A 20,999-nucleotide genomic window follows, 5' to 3' on the forward strand; every position below is an offset into this window, starting at 1 on the left:
CGCAAGAGTGTCGGTGCCACCGGATACCGTAGGAATATGCGGTTATTGCACACTTCCGACTGGCACCTGGGCCGTTCCTTCCACGGCGTCGGCATGCTGGACGCCCAGCGCGACTTCATCGATCAGCTCGTGGCGAAAGTCAGGGACGAGGCTGTTGACGTCGTCCTCATCGCCGGGGACGTGTACGACCGCGCGCTGCCGGGGGTCGACGTCGTCGGTCTCCTCGATGACGCCCTGGTGCGCCTCACTGGTGCCGGCGCCCAGGTGGTCCTGACCAGCGGCAACCACGACTCCGCCATCCGGCTGGGGTTCGCCTCGCGGCTGCTCGAACGCGGGGGAGTGCACCTGCGCACGCGGCTGGACGAACTGGACCAGCCTGTGCTCCTTCCGCTCGGGGACAGCGCATCCGCCGCGGACCCGGCCGGGACCGGGACGGGGCCGGTACTGGCCATTTACGGCATCCCGTGGCTCGAGCCCAGGCTCGTCGCCGAACAGCTGGGCGTGGACACCGCGAGCCACTTTGAAGTCACGCGCGCCGCCACCGAACGGATCCGGGAGGACCTCCTCCGCCGGGGTGCGGCCCGGACCGTCCACTCGGTGGTTTTGGCGCACACCTTCGCGTCCGGCGGCATCAGCTCGGACAGCGAACGCGATCTGAGCATCGGGGGCGTCGGCGCGGTCCCGCTGGATCTCTTCGACGGCTTCGGCTACACCGCCCTGGGCCACCTCCACGGCCGGCAGGCGCTCTCGCCGTCCGTGCGCTACTCCGGCTCGCCGCTGGCCTACTCCTTCTCCGAGGCCAAGCACAGCAAAGGCGGCTGGCTCGTGGACGTCGACGCCGATGGCATCGGCGAGGTCCGCGAAGTCCTCTGGACCGCACCCCGGGCCCTCGCCGTGCTGCGCGGAAAACTGGAGGACCTGCTGGACTCGGCGGACCTCGCGTGGGCCGAGGACGCCTACTGCCAGATCACGCTGACGGATGCCGCGCGGCCCGCCCTGGCCATGGACCGGCTGCGGGCCCGGTTCCCGGACACCCTGGTGCTCGGCTTCGATCCCGAGGGTGCCGGTGCGGCGCCGAAGGCCAGCTACAGCAGCAGGCTCGCCGAAGCTGACGACGACCTCTCCGTCTGCTGCGGCTTCCTGGAGCACGTCCGGGGCCGGCCCGCGTCCGACGCCGAATCAGGGGTGCTCGCCGAGGCCCTCGAAGCTGTGCGCCTGGAAGGAGTGTCCCGGTGAGGATCCACCGCCTTGAGATCTCCGCCTTCGGCCCGTTCGCCGGCACGGAGATGATCGACTTCGACCGCCTCAGCGTCCACGGGCTGTTCCTGCTGAACGGCGCCACCGGCGCGGGCAAGACCAGCGTCCTGGATGCCATCTGCTTCGCGCTGTACGGATCGGTTCCCGGGGCCCGGCAGGATGGCAAGCGGCTACGCAGCGACCACGCGGACGCCGCCGCCGAGCCGCGCGTCACCTGCGAGTTCTCGGCCAAGGGCCGGCGCTTCGAGGTCTCCCGTTCTCCGGCCTGGGACAAGCCGAGCGCCCGCGGCAAGAACGGCTTCACGGTCCAGCAGGCCAACACTCTGCTGCGCGAACGCATCGACGGCGCGTGGGTGGAGAAATCCGGCCGGAATGACGAGGCCGGGGCAGAAATCCTCGACGTCCTGGGCATGAACCGGGACCAGTTCACGCGCGTGGTTATGCTGCCGCAAGGCGACTTCGCGGCGTTCCTGCGGTCCAAGGCAGCAGACCGGCTGGAACTGCTGCAGAGCCTTTTCGGCACCCAGCGCTTTGAAGCCGTGGAACTGGAACTATCCCGGCAGGCCCAGACCGCTAAGGCGGAGGTGGCGGCCCTCAATGCCAGGCTTGACCTTCTGCTGGCCCAGGCCCAGTCCGAAACCGCGGCGCTCGAACTCGACTCCGCGCAGGCCCCGGGCGGCGACGCCCCCGATGCCCTTTTAGGGTGGCTTGGTGACGCCGCGGCAACCGCCGCGGCGGGATGCCACGAGAGAGCCGCGACCGCCCAGCGACATGCCGCCGAGCAGGCCTCCCGGCTGGAGGCCGCTACCGCGCGGGCAAGCCGCCACGCCAAACTTGCGGCCGCGGAACTGCGTCGAACCGACGCCGATGCCGCCGCACCTGTTCTGGCGGAAAAGGCCCTCACCCTGGGCCTGCACCGCAAAGCCGAAGTGCTGGGCGGCCAGCTGCGGGCAGTTCAAAGTGCCGCTGTAGCCGAGGGTGCGGCCCGAACGGCTCTGCTGGAGTCCGCGCACCAGTTGCGGTCCGCGGCCGCCGTGGACCCGGAGCTCGCCGGGTTGGAGCCCATCGATGTCGCCGCTGACAGTGTTGCCGGTGCCGGCAGCGTTGACGTGGATGGCGGTGCCGGCCGGGCGGCCGCTGGCACCGGCAGCCCCGCCCCGTTCGATAGCGCAGCACTCAGGACCGCCCTCGAACGGCTGCGGTCCCTGCGCGCCGTACTCACCGAGCGACTGCCGGACGAATCCCGGCTCACCGGACTCAAGGACCGGCGCAAGCGGCTTGGCCTGCAGTTGCAGAAGCTGGAAACCGGGCAGCAGGCCGGCGCCGCGGCACTGGATGCCCTGCGCACTGAATCGGCGGCCCTGACCGGTGGAATCCGCCCCCTGGAAGAGCTCGCCGCGGAAGTTCAGCTCCGCACCAAAGAGGCCACGGCGGCAGACGAGCTCGTGGCCATCGTTGGCCGCTATCTCGCCGCCGAGGCCACGTGCTCGGCGATCGCGGAACGGCACGTCGAGGCCCGGCAGGAACACCAGGACCTGAGGCAGCACTGGCTCGACCTCCGCGAACAACGGCTCACCAACGCCGCGGCCGAGCTCGCAGCCCAACTTCTCGCCGGAGTCCCGTGCCCCGTCTGCGGCAGCCCGGAGCATCCGGAACCGGCACCGGCCGCGGCCTCGGCGCTGGCGGTCGCCGAGGCCGAGAAAACCGCGCAGGACGCGGCCGACACGGCGGAAGCGGCGCTCGCCGCCCTGGGCCGGGACCTCGCCGAGGCCCGTCAGGGTGTCGCCGTCCTGGCAGCGCAGGGCGGCAGCACGCCTGCCGACGAGGCACGCGCCGATGCAGCCCTGGCCCAGGAACGGGCGGAGGACGCCGGCGCCGCGGCATCGGAGCTTGCCGCCAGCCGGGCCCGGCTGGCCGATGTTGAGGCGGCCATCACCGCCGCGGACCGGGCGCAGGCCGACGCCGCCTCCGGTACCGCCCAAACGCAATCCACCATCGCCGAAGTCGACGAACAGGCACAAGGCCTCGAAGATGCCCTGGACGCGCTCCGGGCGGGCCACCCGAGCCTCGACGCACGGATCGCCGGTCTTGCCGGAACGGCGGGGGTCCTGGAACGCGCCGACGCCGCGCAGTCCGCCGTGGAGCAGGCCGTGGCCCGCACAGCCGAGGCACGCCGGCAGCTGGAACAGGCGCTGCCGGCGGCCGGTTTCACCAGTGAAACCGCGGCGCGGGCAGCACTGCTGCCGGCGCCGGAGGCAAACGGTCTCGAGGCCGCCATCCGGGCAGGACAGGACGAGGCCGCCAGGATCGAGGAACTGTTCGCGGGGGAAGACCTCTCCCTGGCAGCAGCAGAGCGCGCTGCCGGGGACCTCGTCAGCGAGGCTGCCCTCGAGCAGCTCCGGACGGAGTCGGCCGAGGCGGAGCGCACCACACTGGAAGCCGTGCTGGCCGCAGGGCTGGCGGAAAACTCCGTCCGCAGCCTCGGACGCATCGCCGGCGACTACGCGGACCTCGCTGCCGCCGGCCGGGAACCGCGGGAACGGGCCGCCCTTCTTGCTGCCGTGGCGGACGCTGCCAGGGGCGGAGGCGACAACACGTACCGCATGAGCCTGAACAGCTACGTCCTCGCCGCCCGGCTCGAGCAGGTGGCCGTCGCCGCGTCGGAGCGCCTCATCGGCATGAGCGACGGACGTTATACGCTCCAACACACCGATGCCAAGGCCGCGCGCGGTGCCAAGTCGGGCCTCGGCCTGGAAGTGGTCGATGAGTGGACCGGCCAGCGCCGGGATACCGCCACCCTCTCCGGCGGCGAGTCCTTCATGGCCTCCCTTGCCCTGGCCCTCGGTCTGGCAGACGTCGTGCAGCACGAGTCCGGAGGCGTGGACATCGAGACGCTCTTCGTGGACGAGGGCTTCGGCAGCCTCGACGACCAAGCCCTGGAGCAGGTGATGGACGCCCTGGAAAGCCTCCGGGACGGCGGCCGGGTGGTGGGACTCGTGAGCCATGTGGCGGAAATGAAGCAGCGCATCGGCACCCAGCTCCAGGTGGTCAAGGGCCGCAACGGCTCCACCCTGCACATCAGCGACGACGCACCCGTCTGACCCCGGCCCGCAGCCGGACCCCGGCCGTGCCGGCCGGGGTCCGGTATCATTGACCTGTTACCGGGTCGCGCGCATCGGGAGGAGGGACGATGCGCACTATTGAGTGAACCCGGAAAACCATGAACCCTTCACCGTCGTCGCTGACGACTCATCTTGACGTCCCACTTTCGACCGACGAGGCGCTTCTGCGCACCGCGCAGCCGTCGACCGTCGCAACAGGCCCGGCCGCACCGCCGGCCCCCGCACCCCGCGAGGGCGGCCGCTTCGCCCGGCTGCCGCTGCTCGCCGGCCGGGGCTTCATCCCGCTGGGACTCTTCGCCCGCCTGCCGCTGGCCATGCTCACCGTCGGCGCCCTCACGCTCGTCACCGCCGTCACCGGCTCCTATGCCGTGGGCGGCGCCGCCGCCGGTGCCGTCGGCATCGGCTCCGCGCTGGGCGCTCCGGTCTTGGGCATCCTCGCGGACCGGCTTGGCCAGCGCGGGGTATTGCTGGTGTCCGCGATCGCCAACACCGTGGCCATCGTTGCCCTGATCCTCGCGGCCTACCTCGTCGCCGGGGTACAGGACTTTGCCGTAGCCGCCCCCGTGCTCGTTGCCGCCTTCGTGGCCGGGGCCAGCTGCCCGCAGGTCGGACCGCTGGCCCGGGTCCGCTGGATGGCGCTGACAGCCCGCACCGCCGGGGCCGGACCGGCAGCAAGTCCCGCAGACCTGGACACTGCCTTGTCCTATGAGAGCACCGCGGACGAGCTGACCTTCGTGCTGGGCCCGGCACTGGTCGGTATCCTCGCCAGCCTGCTCGCGCCGTGGCTTCCGCTGGCCCTCGCGGCGGCACTGACGCTCGTCCTGGTCCCGGCTTTCGCCGTCCACCCCACGCACCACGCGGTGGCCCGCACCCCGCGGCGTCGGGCTCCCGGATCGGCGGGAGATCCGGCCGCCGGCCGGGCCGGGGCACGGCGCCCGGACACCGCCGGGACACCCGGGCGCGTCCGGAGCATGGCCGCCGTCGCCCTTCCCGTGCTGGCGATGGTGTGCATGGGCACGTTCTTCGGATCCACCCAGACCTCGCTGAGTTCCTTCTCCGCCGGCTTCGCCACGTCCGAGGTCGCCGGCCTGCTCTACGCCGTCATGGGACTGAGCTCCGCGGCGGCAGCCCTCTCGGTCGCGTACTGGCCGCGGCGCTTCACGGTGAACGCGCGCTGGATTGTGTGTGCGGCGCTCATGGCCGGGCTGGCTCCTCTGTTGCTTCTGCCCTCAACGGCGCTCCCCATGGTCCTGGTGCTGCTGGTCCTGGGCCTGCCTGTCGGCCCGCTCATGGTCACGGTCTTTGCCATCGGCGGGCTCGTGGCCCCGGCCGGCAAGCTCGGAACCGTCATGACGGCCCTGGCCAGCGGCATTGTCGCCGGCACGGCGCTCGGATCCTCGATCGCCGGACAGCTCGCGCAGAACTTCGGGTATTCAACCGCGTTCCGGGTTCCGGTGTGCGCCGCCGCGGCGCTGTTCCTGCTGGGGGCGGCAGCCGCCGTCGTGCTCCGCCAGCGCGGCAGGAAGCCGTCGCCGGCCGCCTGAGCCAGGCAGGGAGGCAACCGGGGGCCGTCTGGCCCCTGCGGGCGCTTAGCCGAGCTGCGCCTCGATCCGCCGGGCAGCCTCGGTGAGCGCGCCGGCGACCACTTCCGGATCCTGTGCCGCCCGGATGTAGACCACCGCAAGGGCGGCCGGCCGGCTGCCCGGCACGCGCAGCGGCACTGCCAATGAGGACACCCCGGCGATCACTTCATCATGGCTCGCGGCAAAACCGCGGCGCCGAGCCTCGGCCGCCTCCGGGCGGTACGGGATGCCCGGGGCCGCCGCCTGCCACTCCGGCGCCGTGAAGGCGGACTGGATGGCGATGCCCGGCGCCCCGGCGCTGATCGGATGCCGGGACCCCGGGTGCTGCACCACGGCCGCGCCGCTGTGCCGCGGATCCACGGTCACCAGCGTCACGCATTCCTCGCGGTCCCATACTGCAACGAAGGCGCTCATGGTCAAGGCGTTGGCCAGCTGGGTCAATTCCGGCAGGGCGGCCGACTGCAGATCGCGCGAGACCCCGCGCGCCAGGACTGCGAGGCCCGGGCCGGGCTGGACCCGGCCGCCGCCGTCGCGCACCAGCAGCGAATGGTCTTCGAGGGTGCGCAGGATCCGGTAAGCCACGGAGCGGTGGACCCCCATCGCGTCGGCGAGTTCGGCGATGGTAAGCGGCTCCTGTGCTTCCGCGAGGATTTCCAGCGCCCTGATGCCGCGGGAGAGCGTCTGGGACGGGGAGGCCTGGGCTGCGCCGGCGTTCGGGGTCATGGGTCCATCCTAGGAGCGGGTTCGCTGGAGGCTGCCGGTGGGCTCTTGTGCTCCGCGCCACGGTCAGCTAGCGTTCTATATGGGAATTGTATGTTCGATTATAGAACATCCACTCGGTGTAGAACACTGAAGAACGATGGACCACTGACGGCAGTGAATCTGGAACCAGTGAACCTGCCACCAGTGAATCCAGGTCAGCCGCAACCGAAGCCGGGGGATCAACGATGATTGCCAAGCCGCGGGACCACGCCGGGGACGTCCAGGGCCGGGCGGTTTCCCCGCGCGCCAGCCACTTCAGGGGCAGTCTCGGCAGGTTCGCGACCGGCGTCGCGATCGTGACCTTCGATGGGGCGACCAAGCGCCACGGCATCACCGTGAATTCCTTTACCTCGGTCTCGATGGAACCGCCGCTGGTTCTGGTGAGCATTGCCCGCACCGCCAAGGCCCATGATGAGCTCGCCGGCCGGCCCTTTACCGTGAACATCCTCGGCGCCGAGCAGCGGCAGCTGGCCATGCACTTCGCCGGCCACCCGGGCCCCGAGCCGCTGTGGGTGGAGGGGGACACCGCGCCGCGGCTGTCCAATGTGCTCGCCTACTTCACGTGCAAGCCCTGGGCGGCGTACGACGGCGGCGACCACACCCTGTATATCGGCGAGGTGGCGGACTTCAACTACCGCAACGGCGATGCGCTCGCGTTCGCCAACGGCGCGTTCACCACCATCCCGGAAAGCCAGCTGGGCATGGAGGACCTGCTGTAGCCCGGCCGCAACTGTTCAGCCCCATTCAGCTCAACGAAGACTGGAGACAAGACCAATGGGTATCCGCACCGGACAGCAGTACTTGGACAAGCTCAACGCCATGACCCCGCATGTGGTGATCGACGGCGAGGTGGTCAGCAAGGAGGTCGCCGAACACCCGGCGTTCCGCAATGTGGCGCGCTCCTACGCCAAGCTCTTCGACATGCAGCACGACCCGAGGTACCAGGAGGCGCTCACCTACACGTCGCCGAGCACGGGGGACCTGGTCAATGCGTCGTTCCTGGTGCCGAGGACCGTTGAGGACCTCCAGCGCCGCCGCCGCGCGATTTCCACGTGGGCCGAGGCCTCGCACGGCTTCCTGGGCCGCTCCGGCGACTACATGAACTCCTCGCTCACCGCACTCAGCACGGCCGGGAAGTGGTTCTCGCAGGCGGACCCGAAGTTCGGCGCGAACATCCGCAACTACTACGAGTGGGCCCGGGAGAACGATGTCCTGGCCACGCACACCCTCATCCCGCCGCAGGTCAACCGCTCGGTCTCGGGCTCGGAGCAGCTCGGCGGCCAGCTCTCGGCCCGGATTGTGGAGGAACGCGAGGACGGGATCATCATCCAGGGCGCCCGGATGCTCGCCACGATCGCCCCGATCGCCGACGAGCTCCTGGTCTTTCCGTCGACCGTCCTGCGCGGCACCCCGGAAGACGCGCCCTACTCCTACGCCTTCGCCATCCCCAACGATGCCCCGGGCCTGCGCTACCTCTGCCGCACCTCGCTCTACAACGGCGGCAGCACCCACGACGAGCCGCTGGCCTCCCGCTATGAGGAGATGGACGCCGTCGCGGTGTTCGACCACGTCTTCGTGCCGAACGAGCGCATCTTCATGCTCGGCCACCCGCAGCTGTGCAACAGCTTCTACACCGAGACCGGCGCCGGCGCGCTCATGACCCACCAGGTGGTCACCCGGACCATCGCCAAGAGCGAGTTCTTCCTCGGCCTGGCGTCGGAGCTGGCCGAATCGATCGGCATCGACGGCTTCCAGCACATCCAGGAGGACATCGCCGAGCTGATTATCGACGTCGAAATCGGCAAGGCGCTGGTCCGCGCCTCGGAGGCCGACGCCGGGCTCAACGACGCCGGCGTCATGCTGCCGAAGTGGTCCACCCTGAACGCGGCCCGCAACTGGTACCCGAAAATCGCCCAGCGCTTCCCGCAGATCATCCGCAAGTTCTCGGCGTCGGGCCTCATGGCGCTTCCGGGGGAGGCGGACGTCAACAGCGGGGCGCGGGCGGACATCGAGATGTATCTGCAGGGAAAGACCCTGACCGGCCCGGAGCGGGTCCGGCTGTTCAAGCTGGCCTTCGACGCCTCGATTTCAGGGTTCTCCGGGCGGCAGTCGCTCTATGAATACTTCTTCTTCGGGGATCCGGTCCGCATGGCCGGCGCACTCGTGAACAGCTATGACCGCGAGCCGGTCCGGGCCCGGGTCCGCGAGCTGCTCAATCGCGCGGACTGAGCGGCGGCGGACATTCCCGGACACATGTGTGCCCCATCACATAATTCATGTAGGATGCTGAACACTAACTGACCGTTCGATCAGTAATTCAAGGGTCGTTCAGCTAGTCATCTCGCACCCACCCGGGCAGCACCTCTGCCCCCGGCAATGAAAGTTCCAATGACTGCAACTTCAAGCGTAGATATCCAGGCGGGTCCCAGCAGCAAACATGAGGAACGCAAGGTCCTCGCCGGAACCCTGGTCGGCACCACCATCGAGTGGTACGACTTCTTTATTTTTGCCCAGCTGACGGCAACGCTGCTGTCGCCGCTGTTCCTGGCCCCGCTGAACTCATCCAACCCGGGGCTGGCGCAGATCCTGTCCTTCGCCCTCATCGGCATCAGCTTCCTGTTCCGCCCGCTCGGCGCGATCGTGGCCGGCCACCTGGGCGACCGCCTCGGCCGCAAGGCCATGCTCGTCTTCACCCTGGTCATGATGGGCGCCGCCACGGCCCTGATCGGCATGCTGCCCACGTACGCGCAGATCGGCGTCTGGGCCCCGATCCTGCTCATCACGCTCCGTGTCATCCAGGGCTTCTCCGCCGGCGGTGAATGGGGCGGAGCCGCGCTGATGGCCGTCGAGCACGCACCGCTGGGCAAGCGCGGCCTGTTCGGCGCCTACCCGCAAATCGGCGTGCCCGTGGGCATGATCCTGGCCACGGGACTGCTGTTCTTCCTCAACACTTCCATGTCCAAGGAAGACTTCGCCTCGTGGGGCTGGCGGGTGCCCTTCCTGCTCTCCATCGTGCTGATCGTGGTGGGCTACCTGATCCGCCGCGCCGTGGCCGAAAGCCCGGTCTTCAAGGAAATGGCCGCCCGCAAGGAGGAAAGCAAGGCTCCCCTCGGTGAGCTGCTCCGCAAGCACAAAAAGGCCGTGCTCTACTCGACGATGATCTTCATCGGCAACAACGCCGCCGGCTACCTGCTGATCGCGTTCTTCATCTCCTACGCCACCAAGACGCTGAAGATGCAGACCCCGCAGATCCTGCTGGCCACAACGCTTGCGTCCTTCGGCTGGCTGATCTTCACGCTGGTCGGCGGCTGGCTCTCGGACAAGATCGGCCGCGTTAAGACCTTCCTGCTCGGCTACGCGATCGTCTTCGCCTGGATGATCCCGATGTTTGCCCTCATCGACACCAAGGACATCGTGCTTTACGGCGTGGCGCTGTTCGTCCTCACGGTCGGCCTGGGCCTGTCCTACGGACCCATGTCCGCCATGTATGCCGAGATGTTCCCGGCTAACGTGCGCTACTCGGGCATTTCGATCGGGTACGCTTTCGGCGCCATCCTCGGCGGCGCGTTCGCTGCCATGATCGCCGAAGCGCTCCTGCAGGGGACCCACTGGACCGGCTCCATCGGCATCTACATCATGGTCCTCTGCGTCATCTCCGCCGTCGGCGTCCTGCTCGCCGGCGAAACGAAGGGCCGCCCGCTCGGCGTCAGCCGTCACAACTAGGCCGCCCAAACACCAACGCGGGGTCACTTAGCGCCCATCCGGAACCCCCGGACCGGCGCTAAGTGACCCCGCGTTGCTTGTTGAGCGTGGGTTTAGACGCCCAGGAAGCTGATGGCCCCCTGCTTGAAGGCGCGGCTGGTGATGGCGTTCGTGTGGTTCCGCCCCGGAAGCACGAGCTGTTCAACCATCGCGCCGGCCTTGGCACCAAGGGCGGCGAGCTCCGGCATGGAGGCGGCGCGGTCGTCCTTTTCCCCCGCCACGAGGAGCATCGGCATGTGCGGTACGGCCTCCGCGGGGTCGTACGGCTCGGTCTTGATCGCCTCGATCAGGGAAAGCAGCGCGAAAATGTTGTTGCTCGGCAGCAGCATGGCCATCTTCAGCAGCCCCGCAGTGGATTCGTCCGCGATCGGGGTGCCGTCGGCCAGGTACCGCTGTGCGGCAACCAGGTCGAAGTCAGCCAGCGGATCCGCGACGTTGGGGCCGCCCAGGACCAGCCGGTGAACCAGCTCGTGCTGGGTGGCGCCGAACTCCCAGGCCAGCCGGGATCCCATCGAATAGCCGATCACGTCGAGCCCGCTGGACGGGTCTCCGTCGCGCAGGGGACGCGCGCCGGCGTCGAAAACGATCTGCAGCAGGTCCGCGCGGATCCGGCTGGGGGAGTAGGAGTCCATGTCCTCCGGTGCCCCGCTGCGGCCGTGGCCGGGCAGGTCGACGGTGATGACGCGACGGCCGGCGTCCAGGAGCGCGGCAAGCCAGCCGGTGTCCTCCCAGTTGAGCTTGGAGGAGGACGAGAAACCGTGCAGCAGCAGGACCGGACGGAGCCCGGCGTCGTTCTGGGGCTCATGCACCTCCACATACAACTGGGGGTCGGTGCCCTCCACGGTGTGGGAATGCTGTTCGCCGGTGTGTCTGCCGCTCATGGTGTCAGTCCTCATCAAGTACGGCGCTCAGGCGGACCCGGCGCTTCGGTGCCTCTTCCGTCGGGACCGTGCCCACGATGCCGGCGGTGTTGTCCGGCACCTCGAACACGATCAGGGGCTCGCCGACGTTGATTTTGTCGCCGGGCCCGCCGTGGATACGCACTACCTTACCTGCCTGCGGGCTGGGCAATTCCACGGCCGACTTGGTGGTCTCGACCTCGACGAGCGGCTGGTTGCGCTCCACCTGCTCGCCGGGTGAGACGAGCCATTCCAGCACGGTTGCCTCGATGAGCCCTTCGCCCAGATCAGGGAGCGGGAAGGAAATTTCAGCCACGTTTGTACTCCAATACTCGCTGGATCCCGAAGAGGATCCGGTCAATGTTCGGGATGTATTCGTCTTCGAGGTCGCCGGAGGGATACGGGACGTCGAAGCCGGTGACGCGTTCCACCGGCGCCTTGAGGGTGTCGAAGCAGCTCTGCGTGATCAGCTGGGCCACCTCGGCGCCGAGACCGGAGGTCAGCGGGGCCTCGTGGACGACGACGGCGCGGCGCGTCTTGCGCACGGAGGCGGCCAGGGCCCCGGCGTCGATCGGCTTGAGCCAGCGCAGGTCCAGGACCTCAATCTCGATCCCGTCCTCGGCGGCGAGCTCGGCCACCTGCAGGCAGCGGGCCACCATGGCGCCCCAGGCGACGAGGGTCAGATGGCGGCCCTCGCGCATGACCTTGGCGCCTTCTGGGGTGCCGCCGTCGGCCATGTCCACCTCGCCTTTTTGCCAGTAGCGGGACTTCGGCTCCATGAAGATCACCGGGTCCGGCCGCGTGGCGGCGTGCTTGAGCAGGTGGTAGGCCTCGTGCGGGTTCGACGGCGAGACCACCTTAAGGCCCGGCACATGGGCGAAGAGCGCCTCGAGGCTTTCGCCGTGGTGTTCGGGGGCGCGGATGCCGCCGAAGCTGGGCACGCGCAGGGTGATGGGCATGGGCAGGGCGCCCCGGCTGCGGTAGTTCATCCGGGCGATCTGGCAGACGATCTGGTTGATGGCCGGGTAGGCGAAGCCGTCGAACTGAACCTCGGGAATGGGGTGGAAACCTGCCATGGCCAGGCCGACGGACATGCCGAGGATGCCGGATTCCGCCAGCGGGGTGTCAAAGACGCGCTGCTCGCCGTGTTTGGCCTGCAGCCCGTCGGTGATCCGGAAGACGCCGCCGAGCCGGCCGCAGTCCTCGCCGAAGATGACGGCCTTGGGGTTCTCCGCGAGGACCTCGTCGAGGGCGCGGTTCAGCGCCTGCTGCATGGACATCACGGTGGTGGATGCCGGGGTGCCTGCGCTCGTGCTTGCAGCGGCATTTGCGCTTTCGAGAATCGAGTTAGACATGTTCGGACTCCTCGCGCCAGTTGGCGGCCTGGGCCTGCAGGGCAGGGGTGGTTTCCTGGAAGACCAGGTCAAACATTTCGGTGCCGGGGCGGGATCCCAGGGCCTGGATGCCGGTCCGGATCTGCTCCTCTTCCGCCTTCGCCGCGGCCAGTGCTTCCGCAAAGAAGGCCTCGTCCGCGATGCCGTCGGCGAGCAGCCGCTGCCGCAGCCGTTCGAGCGGGTCGGCGCCGGCGCCGTCGCGCTCCTCGTCCAGGGAGCGGTAGCGGCCCGGATCATCGGCGGTGGAGTGCGGGCCGCGGCGGTAGGTCATGGCCTCGATGAGCACGGGGCCGTTGCCGGCCCGGGCGTGCGCGAAGGCGCGGCGGGTGGCCTCGACGACGGCGACGACGTCGTCGCCGTCGATCTGCAGCGCGGGCATGCCGTAGCCGGCGGCGCGGGCGGCGACGGAGCCGCCGGCCACCTGGCGTTCGGTGGGGACCGAGATGGCCCAGCCGTTGTTCTGGACGAAGAACACCACGGGCGCCTTCATCACGGCGGCGAAGTTCATGGCCTCATGGACGTCGCCTTGGGAGGACGCGCCGTCGCCGAAATACGTCAGGGCGACGCCGAGCCCGCCGTCGGTTGTTGCGTCGCTGCCGGCGGCAAGGGTCTGGCCGTGGGCCCAGCCGACGGCGTGCAGGACGGATCCGGCCACCACCGCCTGGATTGGGGCCAGCCGGGATTCCAGCGGGTTGTAGAGTCCGCCGTGCCAGGTGGCCTTGTGGGTGGACATGTAGGCCACCATGTCCACGCCCATGGTCCGGGCGACGCCCATCTCGCGGTACGTGGGGAAGACGAAGTCGCGGGTGGTGTCCACGGCGTATCCGCTGCCCACCTGGGCCGCTTCCTGGCCGAGTTCGGGCGCGTAGCCGGGGATGATGCCCTGCCGCTGCCACGCGATGGCCGAGGTGTCGAGGTGCCGGACGGCCACCATCAGCGAATAGAGTTCGCGGAGCTCGTCGGCGGTGAGGGGCCCGGCAGCGCCGCCGGAAGCCACGGGGAGAAGTGTGTCCATGCCTGTGACCTTAGTCACCGGCGGGAAGGTGGGCAAACAGCCAAGGAATGGCTGGCCATACTGCATAATTCTGCCTCACCCCAGGCCTAAACATGTGGCAATTTGTCTAGCGCCCGTGAATCCGGCCTGCCACGGCCGCGCCCCGCCTCCTGGGGTGCCGCGCGGGCGTAACGGTCGTGCCGGGAGAGTGCCGCTGCGCGAACGCGAAGCGGCACTCCCGCCGGGCTATTCGGACTGCCGGGCGGCCCGGTTGCGGGTGACGCGCGCGCCGATCCAGCAGGCCGCGGCAATGCAGGCCACCAGCACCAGCGTGCTGACCAGCTGCCTGCTGCTGTCCGGGCTGCTGAACCCGACGCCGAAGATCAGCGCCAGGAGCACGAGTCCGAAGATCGTCAGGCCGGGGAAGCCCTTCATCCGCAGCGGCAGCGCCGTGCCGTCGCGGTCGGCGCGGCGGCGCAGGATCAGCTGGGACACGAGGGCGGAGCCCCACACGACGAGGCACGTGGAGCCGACAAGCTGGAACAGGGCCGGCAGGATCTGGTCCGGGAAGAGTAGTTCCAGCACGGCGGCCAGGAAGCCGAAGGCGACGGAAACGCTGACGGCCAGCACCGGCACCCGGGCAGTGTTGAGCTTGGAGAGGAACCGCGGGGCCTCGCCCCGCTCGGACAGCGAGTACACCATGCGGGACGCGCCGTAGAGGTTGGCGTTCAGGGCGGACAGCAGTGCGACGACGGCCACGAGGGTGATCGCCGCGCCCGCGCCCGGGATGCGGGCGACGTCGAGCACGCCGGCGAACGGGGACTTCAACGCCGCGGAAGTGGAGGGCAGGACGGCGGCGATGACGAACACCGAGCCGATGTAGAACACGAGGATCCGCCAGACCACGGTGCGGATCGCCTGGCCGACGCTGTGCGCGGGATTCTCTGTCTCGGCCGCGGCCACGCTGACAATCTCGGTACCGCCGAAGGCGAAGATCACCACAAAGAGTGCGGTGGCGATTCCGCCGAGGCCTGCCGGGGCGAAGTTGGAGGTGAAGTTGCTGAGCCCGGGGGAGGGGACGTCCGGCAGCCAGCCCAGCAGCAGGGCCGCGCCGATGGCCAGGAACATCAGGATGGCGGCGACCTTGAGGATGGCGAACCAGAACTCGAATTCACCGAAGTTCTTCACGCCGGCGAGGTTCACGGCCGTAAACAGGGCCATGAAGATCAGCGACAGCGCCCAGACGGGGATTACGGGCCACACCGTGAAAAGGAGTGCGGCCGCACCGAGGGCCTCGGCCGCGATGACCACCACCAGCTGCAGCCACCAGAGCCAGCCGACGGTCGCGCCGGCCGTCTTGCCCATGGCCTTTTGCGCGTAGACCGAGAAGGCTCCGCTGTTGGGGTTTGCGGCGGCCATTTCGCCGAGGGCCCACATGACCAGGATGATCAGGGTTCCCGCGACGATGTAGGAGATCAGTACTGCCGGACCTGCCGCCTGGATTCCGGCTCCTGAGCCGAGGAACAGCCCGGCGCCGATCGCGCTGCCCAGTCCCATCATGGTCAGTTGGCGCGGCTTCATGCTGTGCCCCAGGGCCGGGGCGGGGACCGCGGAGACCGCGGTGGGTAGCGTCGCGGTGGACTTCGTTGTCATGGCGAACCTTCGTGTGGTTTGGATCTGTGCGTCCTTATGGGACCTATTGAATTTACCGTCTTTGAGCCGCCCGTCCGGATCGCCCGGGCGCCCCTGCCGTGAGAGCATGGTGGCAGTTTGCTCACTGAATCCGGACATTGCCGGCGGTTTGTTCCACCGGGGCCGCTTGGAAAGGAAAAATCCATGGACGTTGATCCGCTGGATGCAAAAATTGTCCGATTTTTCACGGATTCTCCCAGGGCGTCGGTCCTGGAGGCCTCCCGGGTGCTGAAGGTGGCGCGCGCAACCGTGCAGGCGCGGCTGGACCGGATGCAGGACGCCGGTGTGATCGGCTCGTGGGTGCCGCACCCCGATCCGGCGCAGTTCGGCTTCCCGGTGGTGGCGTTCTGTTCCCTGACGATCAACCAGGACCTAGGGCACGACGCCGTCGTCGAGGCCCTGGCACGGATCCCCGAACTGATCGAGATCCACACCGTCTCAGGGAGTTCGGACCTCATGGCCCGCATCGCCGCGCGCTCCAATTCTGACCTCCAGCGCGTCCTCGACGCGATGATCGCCACCAGGACGGTCCTGCGGTCCTCCTCCGTGATCGTCCTCAACACCCACTTCCAGGGACGCACCCTGCCGCTGCTGGAAGCCGCGGCCGCGGGCAAGTGACAGCCCGGCAGGCAGCCGGGCAGACAGCCCCGGCCGGTGGGCCGGGCCGATGCGCCCGGCGGGTGCGCCGGCGGTCGGTACGTCCGCCGTGGGCTAGACGACGCTTAGGTTTCCCGGCAGGCCGGACCGGCCGGTGAGTAAGAGCAAGAGCTCGCCGGCGGACGGCAGCCGGGATCCGATGGCCCCGGCCAGTTCCAGGGAGGCCGCGACCGCCGGTGCCAGGGAAGCCGGCGGCGGGAGCCCCACGGCACGCGCCAGGTCCAGGGTGTGCACGGCCAGCTCGAAGGTCCGGGTCGGCAGGTAGTCGATGAGCGCCATGGCCCCGGCAGGGGTGGCTACCCGGGCATCGTCCGGCGTGATCCGGACCAGGGCGGTGACGCGGTGGACCAACTCCCGCACCGCAGCGGCCGGGTCCTCGCCCAGGGCTTCCCCGGTTTCCTTGCCCCGGAGCGCGATCGCGTCCGGCGAGGTGGCTCCGCGGACGGCCAGGAAGTAGCCCACCGGACCGGCCACCAACTCCCCGGTGGCAGGGGTGGCGAGATAGGTCTCCACGGTTGTCAGGGCGCGGCTAGTATGGCCTGTCAGTGCCCGGACATCCCAGACGCCCAGTGCCGGCAGCGACCACGCCTGGCGGGGTATCTGCCCGGCGAGCTCCAGGAATGCCTGCGCCGCTCCGGTGTAACGGGTCCTGACTGCTGCCGCATCCCGAGCCCCCGGATCCACATCTTCCGCGTCCATAGCCCCGATTAATACCGCTGCCGGAACCCGCGGACAAGCCCGGACCGCAAGCCGGGCTCCGCGGCCGTCGAAAGCCCGGGGCCGCCCGTGTGACCTGAAACATTTTGCGCCCGGACGGCGCAGTCGTATCATTAGTTCTAGTCATTCTGACTATAACTAATCCGGCGGTCGGGCCGGAGCCGTCCGGGCAGCCCCACCGCGGGACCCGTCCGGGGCCCAGGAAGGCGGGGGATCACCGTTTACACCGCAGCAGCCAACGTCTCGGAGCGCCAGCTCGCTCCGCCGTCGCTGGCCATCTCCACGGTGATCTTCGCGCTGCGTCCCAGCGAGCGGTCCGGGCGTCCCACCCTCTGGATCCCGCTGGTGCGCCGCATCCGTGAACCCTTCAAGGGGCTCTGGGCACTGCCAGGCGGCCCGCTCACGCACGCCGAATCCCTCCAGGACGCCGCCTCGCGGAACCTGCGCGAGACCACCGGCCTGGCCCCGAACTACCTCGAGCAGCTATACGCCTTCGGCGGCCTGCACCGCTCACCCACCCAGCGCGTCGTCTCGATCGTGTACTGGGCGCTGGTCCAACCCACGGAGGCCGCGCTCGCAGACGAATCAGAAAACGTGCGCTGGTTCCGTGCGGACCGGCTCGGCGAGCTCGCCTTCGACCACAACGCGATCATCGATTACGCCCTGTGGCGGCTGCGGAACAAGATGGCTTACGGATCCATCGCGTACCACCTGCTGGGCGAGTACTTCACCCTCGCCCAGGTCCGGGAAGTCTACGAGGCCGTCCTGGACCGGGAGCTCGATCCCGCCAACTTCCGCCGGCAGGTCAAAGCCACCCCGGAAATCGAAGAAACCGATCAATACCTTCAAGGCGGCAAACACCGCCCGCCCCGCCTCTACCGCTTCACCGGCCGCCCCGGCCTTGACCCAGACAACAGGAGCACACCATGAGCAGCGTCAACACGGCAATCCAGCTGATCACGCGCGAGCAGGCCGCCGCCACGGCAGGCGCGGCAGCCAACACCTGCAGCCCCGCCCTGGCCCGGGGCCCGTGGGACTTCGACCTCGCGGAGGCCCTCGCCGGAACGCCCGCCTACGGCCCCGGGGCGTCCTCCGCCGACGTCGCCCCGGCGTCGACCCCGCGGCAGGGACAGCTGCCCGAGGAGTACAAGCTGGCCAGCGACGCCGAACTCGACGCCCGGATCCGTGCCGCCAAAGCGGCGCTGGGGGACCGCGCCGTCGTCCTGGGGCACTTCTACCAGCGCGACGAAGTGATCGAATATGCCGACTTCGTGGGTGACTCCTTCCAGCTCGCCAATGCGGCGCTGACCCGGCCCGACGCCGAGGCCATCATTTTCTGCGGCGTGCACTTCATGGCCGAAACCGCGGACATCCTGTCCCGGCCGGACCAGGCCGTGATCCTGCCCAACCTCGCCGCGGGCTGCTCCATGGCGGACATGGCGGACATCGACTCGGTCACCGAGTGCTGGGAACAGCTGGAGGAGCTTTTCGGCACGGAGCCCGACGCCGACGGCCGGGTCCCGGTCATCCCGGTCACCTACATGAACTCCTCGGCCGCGCTCAAGGGTTTCTGCGGCGAGCACGGCGGCATCGTCTGCACGTCCTCGAACGCCGCCACGGTGCTTGAGTGGGCGTTTGAGCGCGGCCAGCGCGTGCTGTTCTTCCCGGACCAGCACCTGGGCCGCAACACCGCCAAAGCCATGGGCGTGCCGCTGGAACAGATGCCCATGTGGAACCCGCGCAAGGACCTGGGCGGCAACGACGAGCAGGCGCTGCAGGACTCCCGCGTGATCCTGTGGCACGGTTTCTGCTCCGTGCACAAGCGCTTCAACGTCGGCCAGATCGCCAAGGCCCGGGCCGAGTTCCCCGGCGTGCAGGTGATCGTGCACCCGGAATGCCCCATGGAGGTGGTCGACGCCGCGGACTCCGCCGGTTCCACCGACTTCATCCGCAAGGCCATCGCCGCCGCCACGGAACCCACCGTTTTCGCCGTGGGCACCGAGATTAACCTCGTCAACCGGCTGGCCGCCGAATACCCGCAGCACACCATCTTCTGCCTGGACCCGGTGATCTGCCCCTGCTCCACGATGTACCGCATCCACCCCGGGTACCTGGCCTGGGTGCTGGAGGCGCTGGTCCGGGGCGAGGTGGTGAACCGCATCACGGTGGACGAGGACGTCGCCGCCCCGGCAAAGGTGGCCCTGGAGCGCATGCTGGCGGCGCGGCCGTGACCAGGCGGCTGGTGATTGTCGGCAGCGGGATTGCCGGGCTCTACGCCGCGCTGCTCGCCTCCGACGCCGCCGCGGACAGCGGCCGTGACATCGAGGTTGTCCTGCTGAGCAAGGGGACGCTGGAGCAGAGCAACACCTTCTACGCCCAGGGCGGCGTCTCCGCCGTGCTGGCGCCGGAGGACGCCGCCCCCGGAGATTCCGTGGCGGCCCACATCGCCGACACCCTCGCCGCCGGCGCCGGGCTGAACGACGCCGAGGCCGTCCGGGTCCTGTGCACGGAGGCCGTCCGGGACATCGCCGGCTTGGGCCGCTACGGCGTGCGGTTCGACCTGCGTGCCGACGGCGGACCGGCCCTGGGCCTCGAGGCGGCGCATTCGGCGCCGCGGATCCTGCACGCCGGCGGGGACGCGACCGGTGCCCGCATCGCCCGCGGCCTCGTCGCCGCCGTCCTGGAACGCGCGGTCCTGGACCGCGCCGTCCACGGCCGGCTCCGGGTGGAGACCAGCGCCTTCGTCACCGACCTCCTGACCGCACCGGACGTCCTGACCGCACCGGCCGTCCTGACCGAACCGGACGTCCGCCCGGGGGCCCGGTCACAGCCCGGTCTGACGCCGACGCCGGCCCGGGTCACCGGCGTGGCATATCTGGCCGGTGGCCGGCCCCGGCAGCTGGTGGCCGACGCCGTCCTGCTCGCCACCGGGGGTGCCGGCCGGCTGTTTGCCCGCACCAGCAATCCGGCCGTGGCCACGGCCGACGGCGTGGCGCTGGCCTGGCGCGCCGGTGCCGCGGTGCGGGACCTCGAGTTCTTCCAGTTCCACCCCACCACGCTCGCCGCCGAGGAAATCCCGGGCGGGCCGCCGGCCCTGCTCATCTCCGAAGCCGTCCGCGGCGAAGGGGCGGTGCTGCTGGACGCCGCAGGCTACCGCTTCATGCCCGGCTACCACCGCGATGCCGAACTCGCCCCGCGCGACGTCGTCTCCCGCAGCATCGCCCTGCACCTGGCCGCCACCGGGGCCGCTCCGGACAGCCCGGTCTACCTGGATGCCCGCGGCATCGAGGCCGCCCGTGGCAAGGGCTTCCTGGCCCGGCGGTTCCCGACCATCACCGCCGCCACCGTGGCCGCCGGCTACGACTGGACCACCGAACCGGTGCCCGTGTCCCCGGCAGCCCACTACTGGATGGGCGGCGTGTGCACCGATCTGTCGGGCCGCACGTCCGTTCCGGGCCTGTATGCCGCCGGCGAGGTCGCGCGCACCGGCGCCCAGGGGGCCAACCGGCTCGCGAGCAACTCCCTGCTGGAAGGCCTCGTGTTCGGCCGTCGCGCCGTCGAGGACTTCCTGCGCGGGCCCGTGCCGGATTCAGCCTGGCCGGCGCCGGCACACGAGGACGTCCACCCGGGCAGCCTTGTCCTGCCCGTGGCGGTTCCGCGGGCAGGGGCTACCGGCGCAGCCGGGGCGCCGTTCAGCCGCGCGGCCCTGGGCAGGCTCATGACCTCGGCGGCGGGGGTGACGCGCACCGGCGCTGAGCTCGACGCCGCCGCAGCCCAACTGGCGCAGTGGGCAGCCGCACTCGAGGCCGCGGACGCTGAAGCTACGGATGCTGAAGCTACGGACGCTGAGGCCGGGGAACTTGAAGCTGGAGACGGCGCCAGCCACGGCGTCCGGCTCTGCCAGGATGCCCATGAGGACCGGAACCTGCTGCTGGCAGCGCAACTTCTCGTCGCGGCGGCACGGCAACGCACGCAGTCCGTCGGCGCCCACTACCGGGCAGACACCGCCGGGCGGCCTGCGGACACCTCCCATCCGGACCGCACTGCCCATCCAGACCGCACTGCCCAGGCCGCAGGGACTGCCCGGCAGCCCGGTACCGCGGCACTGACCTCCGGCCGCCAACACCCGGCCGCCGCCCGCTCCATGCAAAGGATCTAGC

General features: G+C 69.7%; 18 protein-coding genes. 10 read left to right on the plus strand and 8 right to left on the minus strand.

What is annotated here, in order from left to right:
* Positions 1 to 36: 36 nt before the first annotated feature.
* From C8D78_RS13810 to C8D78_RS13820, 3 genes are all read left to right on the plus strand, one after another.
* Positions 37 to 1,236 carry an exonuclease SbcCD subunit D gene (locus tag C8D78_RS13810; protein WP_120954453.1) on the plus strand — a complete coding sequence of 400 codons (1,200 nt, stop codon included), beginning with the start codon at positions 37 to 39 and terminating at the stop codon, positions 1,234 to 1,236.
* Complete coding sequence (locus C8D78_RS13815) at positions 1,233 to 4,358, plus strand: AAA family ATPase (RefSeq protein WP_120954454.1); 3,126 nt, start codon at positions 1,233 to 1,235, stop codon at positions 4,356 to 4,358. The genes C8D78_RS13810 and C8D78_RS13815 overlap by 4 nt, the downstream gene beginning before the upstream one ends.
* Before the next feature lie 119 nt (positions 4,359 to 4,477).
* Positions 4,478 to 5,923 (plus strand): MFS transporter, encoded by a 1,446-nt coding sequence (locus tag C8D78_RS13820; RefSeq protein ID WP_120954455.1) that lies wholly within the window; start codon positions 4,478 to 4,480, stop codon positions 5,921 to 5,923.
* Between the two features lie 45 nt (positions 5,924 to 5,968).
* Here C8D78_RS13820 and C8D78_RS13825 read toward each other — a convergent pair whose 3' ends face one another.
* A complete protein-coding gene (locus C8D78_RS13825; RefSeq protein WP_120954456.1) occupies positions 5,969 to 6,685 on the minus strand; it encodes an IclR family transcriptional regulator in 717 nt (238 codons plus the stop codon).
* A 224-nt stretch (positions 6,686 to 6,909) separates the two neighbouring features.
* On the opposite strand from C8D78_RS13825, the gene C8D78_RS13830 reads away from it, so the two are divergent.
* From C8D78_RS13830 to C8D78_RS13840, 3 genes are all read left to right on the plus strand, one after another.
* Complete coding sequence (locus tag C8D78_RS13830; protein WP_120954457.1) at positions 6,910 to 7,443, plus strand: flavin reductase family protein; 534 nt, start codon at positions 6,910 to 6,912, stop codon at positions 7,441 to 7,443.
* Positions 7,444 to 7,498: 55 nt separating this feature from the next.
* Positions 7,499 to 8,953: a 4-hydroxyphenylacetate 3-monooxygenase, oxygenase component gene (gene hpaB / locus C8D78_RS13835; RefSeq protein WP_120954458.1), complete on the plus strand. Its 1,455-nt coding sequence runs from the start codon at positions 7,499 to 7,501 to the stop codon at positions 8,951 to 8,953.
* A 159-nt stretch (positions 8,954 to 9,112) separates the two neighbouring features.
* Positions 9,113 to 10,447, plus strand: coding sequence for an MFS transporter (locus C8D78_RS13840; protein ID WP_120954459.1), 1,335 nt, complete (start codon positions 9,113 to 9,115; stop codon positions 10,445 to 10,447).
* Positions 10,448 to 10,539: 92 nt separating this feature from the next.
* On the opposite strand, the gene C8D78_RS13845 is transcribed toward C8D78_RS13840, so the two are convergent.
* The 5 genes from C8D78_RS13845 to C8D78_RS13865 all read right to left on the minus strand — a co-directional run bounded on the left by C8D78_RS13845 (position 10,540) and on the right by C8D78_RS13865 (position 15,426).
* Positions 10,540 to 11,367 carry an alpha/beta fold hydrolase gene (locus tag C8D78_RS13845; protein ID WP_120954460.1) on the minus strand — a complete coding sequence of 276 codons (828 nt, stop codon included), beginning with the start codon at positions 11,365 to 11,367 and terminating at the stop codon, positions 10,540 to 10,542.
* Between the two features lie 4 nt (positions 11,368 to 11,371).
* Positions 11,372 to 11,701 carry a biotin/lipoyl-containing protein gene (locus C8D78_RS13850; RefSeq protein ID WP_090957029.1) on the minus strand — a complete coding sequence of 110 codons (330 nt, stop codon included), beginning with the start codon at positions 11,699 to 11,701 and terminating at the stop codon, positions 11,372 to 11,374.
* Positions 11,694 to 12,740 (minus strand): alpha-ketoacid dehydrogenase subunit beta, encoded by a 1,047-nt coding sequence (locus C8D78_RS13855; RefSeq protein WP_208641959.1) that lies wholly within the window; start codon positions 12,738 to 12,740, stop codon positions 11,694 to 11,696. Before C8D78_RS13855 ends, C8D78_RS13850 begins: the two co-directional genes overlap by 8 nt.
* On the minus strand, positions 12,733 to 13,794 hold the full coding sequence (locus tag C8D78_RS13860) for a thiamine pyrophosphate-dependent enzyme (RefSeq protein WP_120954461.1): 1,062 nt from the start codon (positions 13,792 to 13,794) through the stop codon (positions 12,733 to 12,735). Before C8D78_RS13860 ends, C8D78_RS13855 begins: the two co-directional genes overlap by 8 nt.
* A gap of 225 nt (positions 13,795 to 14,019) precedes the next feature.
* A complete protein-coding gene (locus C8D78_RS13865) occupies positions 14,020 to 15,426 on the minus strand; it encodes an amino acid permease (protein WP_120954462.1) in 1,407 nt (468 codons plus the stop codon).
* A gap of 183 nt (positions 15,427 to 15,609) precedes the next feature.
* On the opposite strand from C8D78_RS13865, the gene C8D78_RS13870 reads away from it, so the two are divergent.
* Positions 15,610 to 16,083: an Lrp/AsnC family transcriptional regulator gene (locus C8D78_RS13870; protein ID WP_120954463.1), complete on the plus strand. Its 474-nt coding sequence runs from the start codon at positions 15,610 to 15,612 to the stop codon at positions 16,081 to 16,083.
* 93 nt (positions 16,084 to 16,176) lie between these two features.
* Here the strand turns inward: C8D78_RS13870 and C8D78_RS13875 are convergent, their stop codons facing one another.
* Together C8D78_RS13875 and C8D78_RS20075 are read right to left on the minus strand one after the other, a co-directional pair.
* Positions 16,177 to 16,821 carry a maleylpyruvate isomerase N-terminal domain-containing protein gene (locus tag C8D78_RS13875; RefSeq protein ID WP_120954464.1) on the minus strand — a complete coding sequence of 215 codons (645 nt, stop codon included), beginning with the start codon at positions 16,819 to 16,821 and terminating at the stop codon, positions 16,177 to 16,179.
* A gap of 239 nt (positions 16,822 to 17,060) precedes the next feature.
* On the minus strand, positions 17,061 to 17,195 hold the full coding sequence (locus C8D78_RS20075) for a hypothetical protein (protein WP_279629531.1): 135 nt from the start codon (positions 17,193 to 17,195) through the stop codon (positions 17,061 to 17,063).
* Between C8D78_RS20075 and C8D78_RS13880 the strand changes: the two genes are divergently transcribed.
* From C8D78_RS13880 to C8D78_RS13890, 3 genes are read left to right on the plus strand one after another with little or no spacing between them, the layout of a single operon-like run.
* Positions 17,185 to 17,769 (plus strand): NUDIX hydrolase, encoded by a 585-nt coding sequence (locus C8D78_RS13880; protein ID WP_244208408.1) that lies wholly within the window; start codon positions 17,185 to 17,187, stop codon positions 17,767 to 17,769. The genes C8D78_RS20075 and C8D78_RS13880 overlap by 11 nt on opposite strands.
* Positions 17,766 to 19,070 (plus strand): quinolinate synthase NadA, encoded by a 1,305-nt coding sequence (gene nadA, locus C8D78_RS13885; protein WP_120954466.1) that lies wholly within the window; start codon positions 17,766 to 17,768, stop codon positions 19,068 to 19,070. The genes C8D78_RS13880 and nadA overlap by 4 nt, the downstream gene beginning before the upstream one ends.
* Entirely contained in the window at positions 19,067 to 20,998 is a 1,932-nt protein-coding gene (locus C8D78_RS13890) for an L-aspartate oxidase (RefSeq protein WP_120954467.1), read from the plus strand. The genes nadA and C8D78_RS13890 overlap by 4 nt, the downstream gene beginning before the upstream one ends.
* Position 20,999 lies beyond the last annotated feature (1 nt).

The sequence above is a fragment of the Arthrobacter oryzae genome (assembly GCF_003634095.1).
In the GTDB taxonomy this organism is placed as follows: domain Bacteria; phylum Actinomycetota; class Actinomycetes; order Actinomycetales; family Micrococcaceae; genus Arthrobacter; species Arthrobacter oryzae.

Excerpts from the sequence above, each read along its gene's own strand:
- C8D78_RS13865 (WP_120954462.1), bottom strand. The coding sequence starts at position 15,426 with ATGACAACGAAGTCCACCGCGACGCTACCCACCGCGGTCTCCGCGGTC.
- C8D78_RS13875 (WP_120954464.1), bottom strand. The coding sequence starts at position 16,821 with ATGGACGCGGAAGATGTGGATCCGGGGGCTCGGGATGCGGCAGCAGTC.
- C8D78_RS13845 (WP_120954460.1), bottom strand. The coding sequence starts at position 11,367 with ATGAGCGGCAGACACACCGGCGAACAGCATTCCCACACCGTGGAGGGC.
- C8D78_RS13870 (WP_120954463.1), top strand. The coding sequence starts at position 15,610 with ATGGACGTTGATCCGCTGGATGCAAAAATTGTCCGATTTTTCACGGAT.
- C8D78_RS13855 (WP_208641959.1), bottom strand. The coding sequence starts at position 12,740 with ATGTCTAACTCGATTCTCGAAAGCGCAAATGCCGCTGCAAGCACGAGC.
- C8D78_RS13820 (WP_120954455.1), top strand. The coding sequence starts at position 4,478 with ATGAACCCTTCACCGTCGTCGCTGACGACTCATCTTGACGTCCCACTT.
- hpaB (WP_120954458.1), top strand. The coding sequence starts at position 7,499 with ATGGGTATCCGCACCGGACAGCAGTACTTGGACAAGCTCAACGCCATG.
- C8D78_RS20075 (WP_279629531.1), bottom strand. The coding sequence starts at position 17,195 with ATGCGGCGCACCAGCGGGATCCAGAGGGTGGGACGCCCGGACCGCTCG.
- C8D78_RS13830 (WP_120954457.1), top strand. The coding sequence starts at position 6,910 with ATGATTGCCAAGCCGCGGGACCACGCCGGGGACGTCCAGGGCCGGGCG.
- C8D78_RS13840 (WP_120954459.1), top strand. The coding sequence starts at position 9,113 with ATGACTGCAACTTCAAGCGTAGATATCCAGGCGGGTCCCAGCAGCAAA.
- nadA (WP_120954466.1), top strand. The coding sequence starts at position 17,766 with ATGAGCAGCGTCAACACGGCAATCCAGCTGATCACGCGCGAGCAGGCC.
- C8D78_RS13860 (WP_120954461.1), bottom strand. The coding sequence starts at position 13,794 with ATGGACACACTTCTCCCCGTGGCTTCCGGCGGCGCTGCCGGGCCCCTC.
- C8D78_RS13810 (WP_120954453.1), top strand. The coding sequence starts at position 37 with ATGCGGTTATTGCACACTTCCGACTGGCACCTGGGCCGTTCCTTCCAC.
- C8D78_RS13825 (WP_120954456.1), bottom strand. The coding sequence starts at position 6,685 with ATGACCCCGAACGCCGGCGCAGCCCAGGCCTCCCCGTCCCAGACGCTC.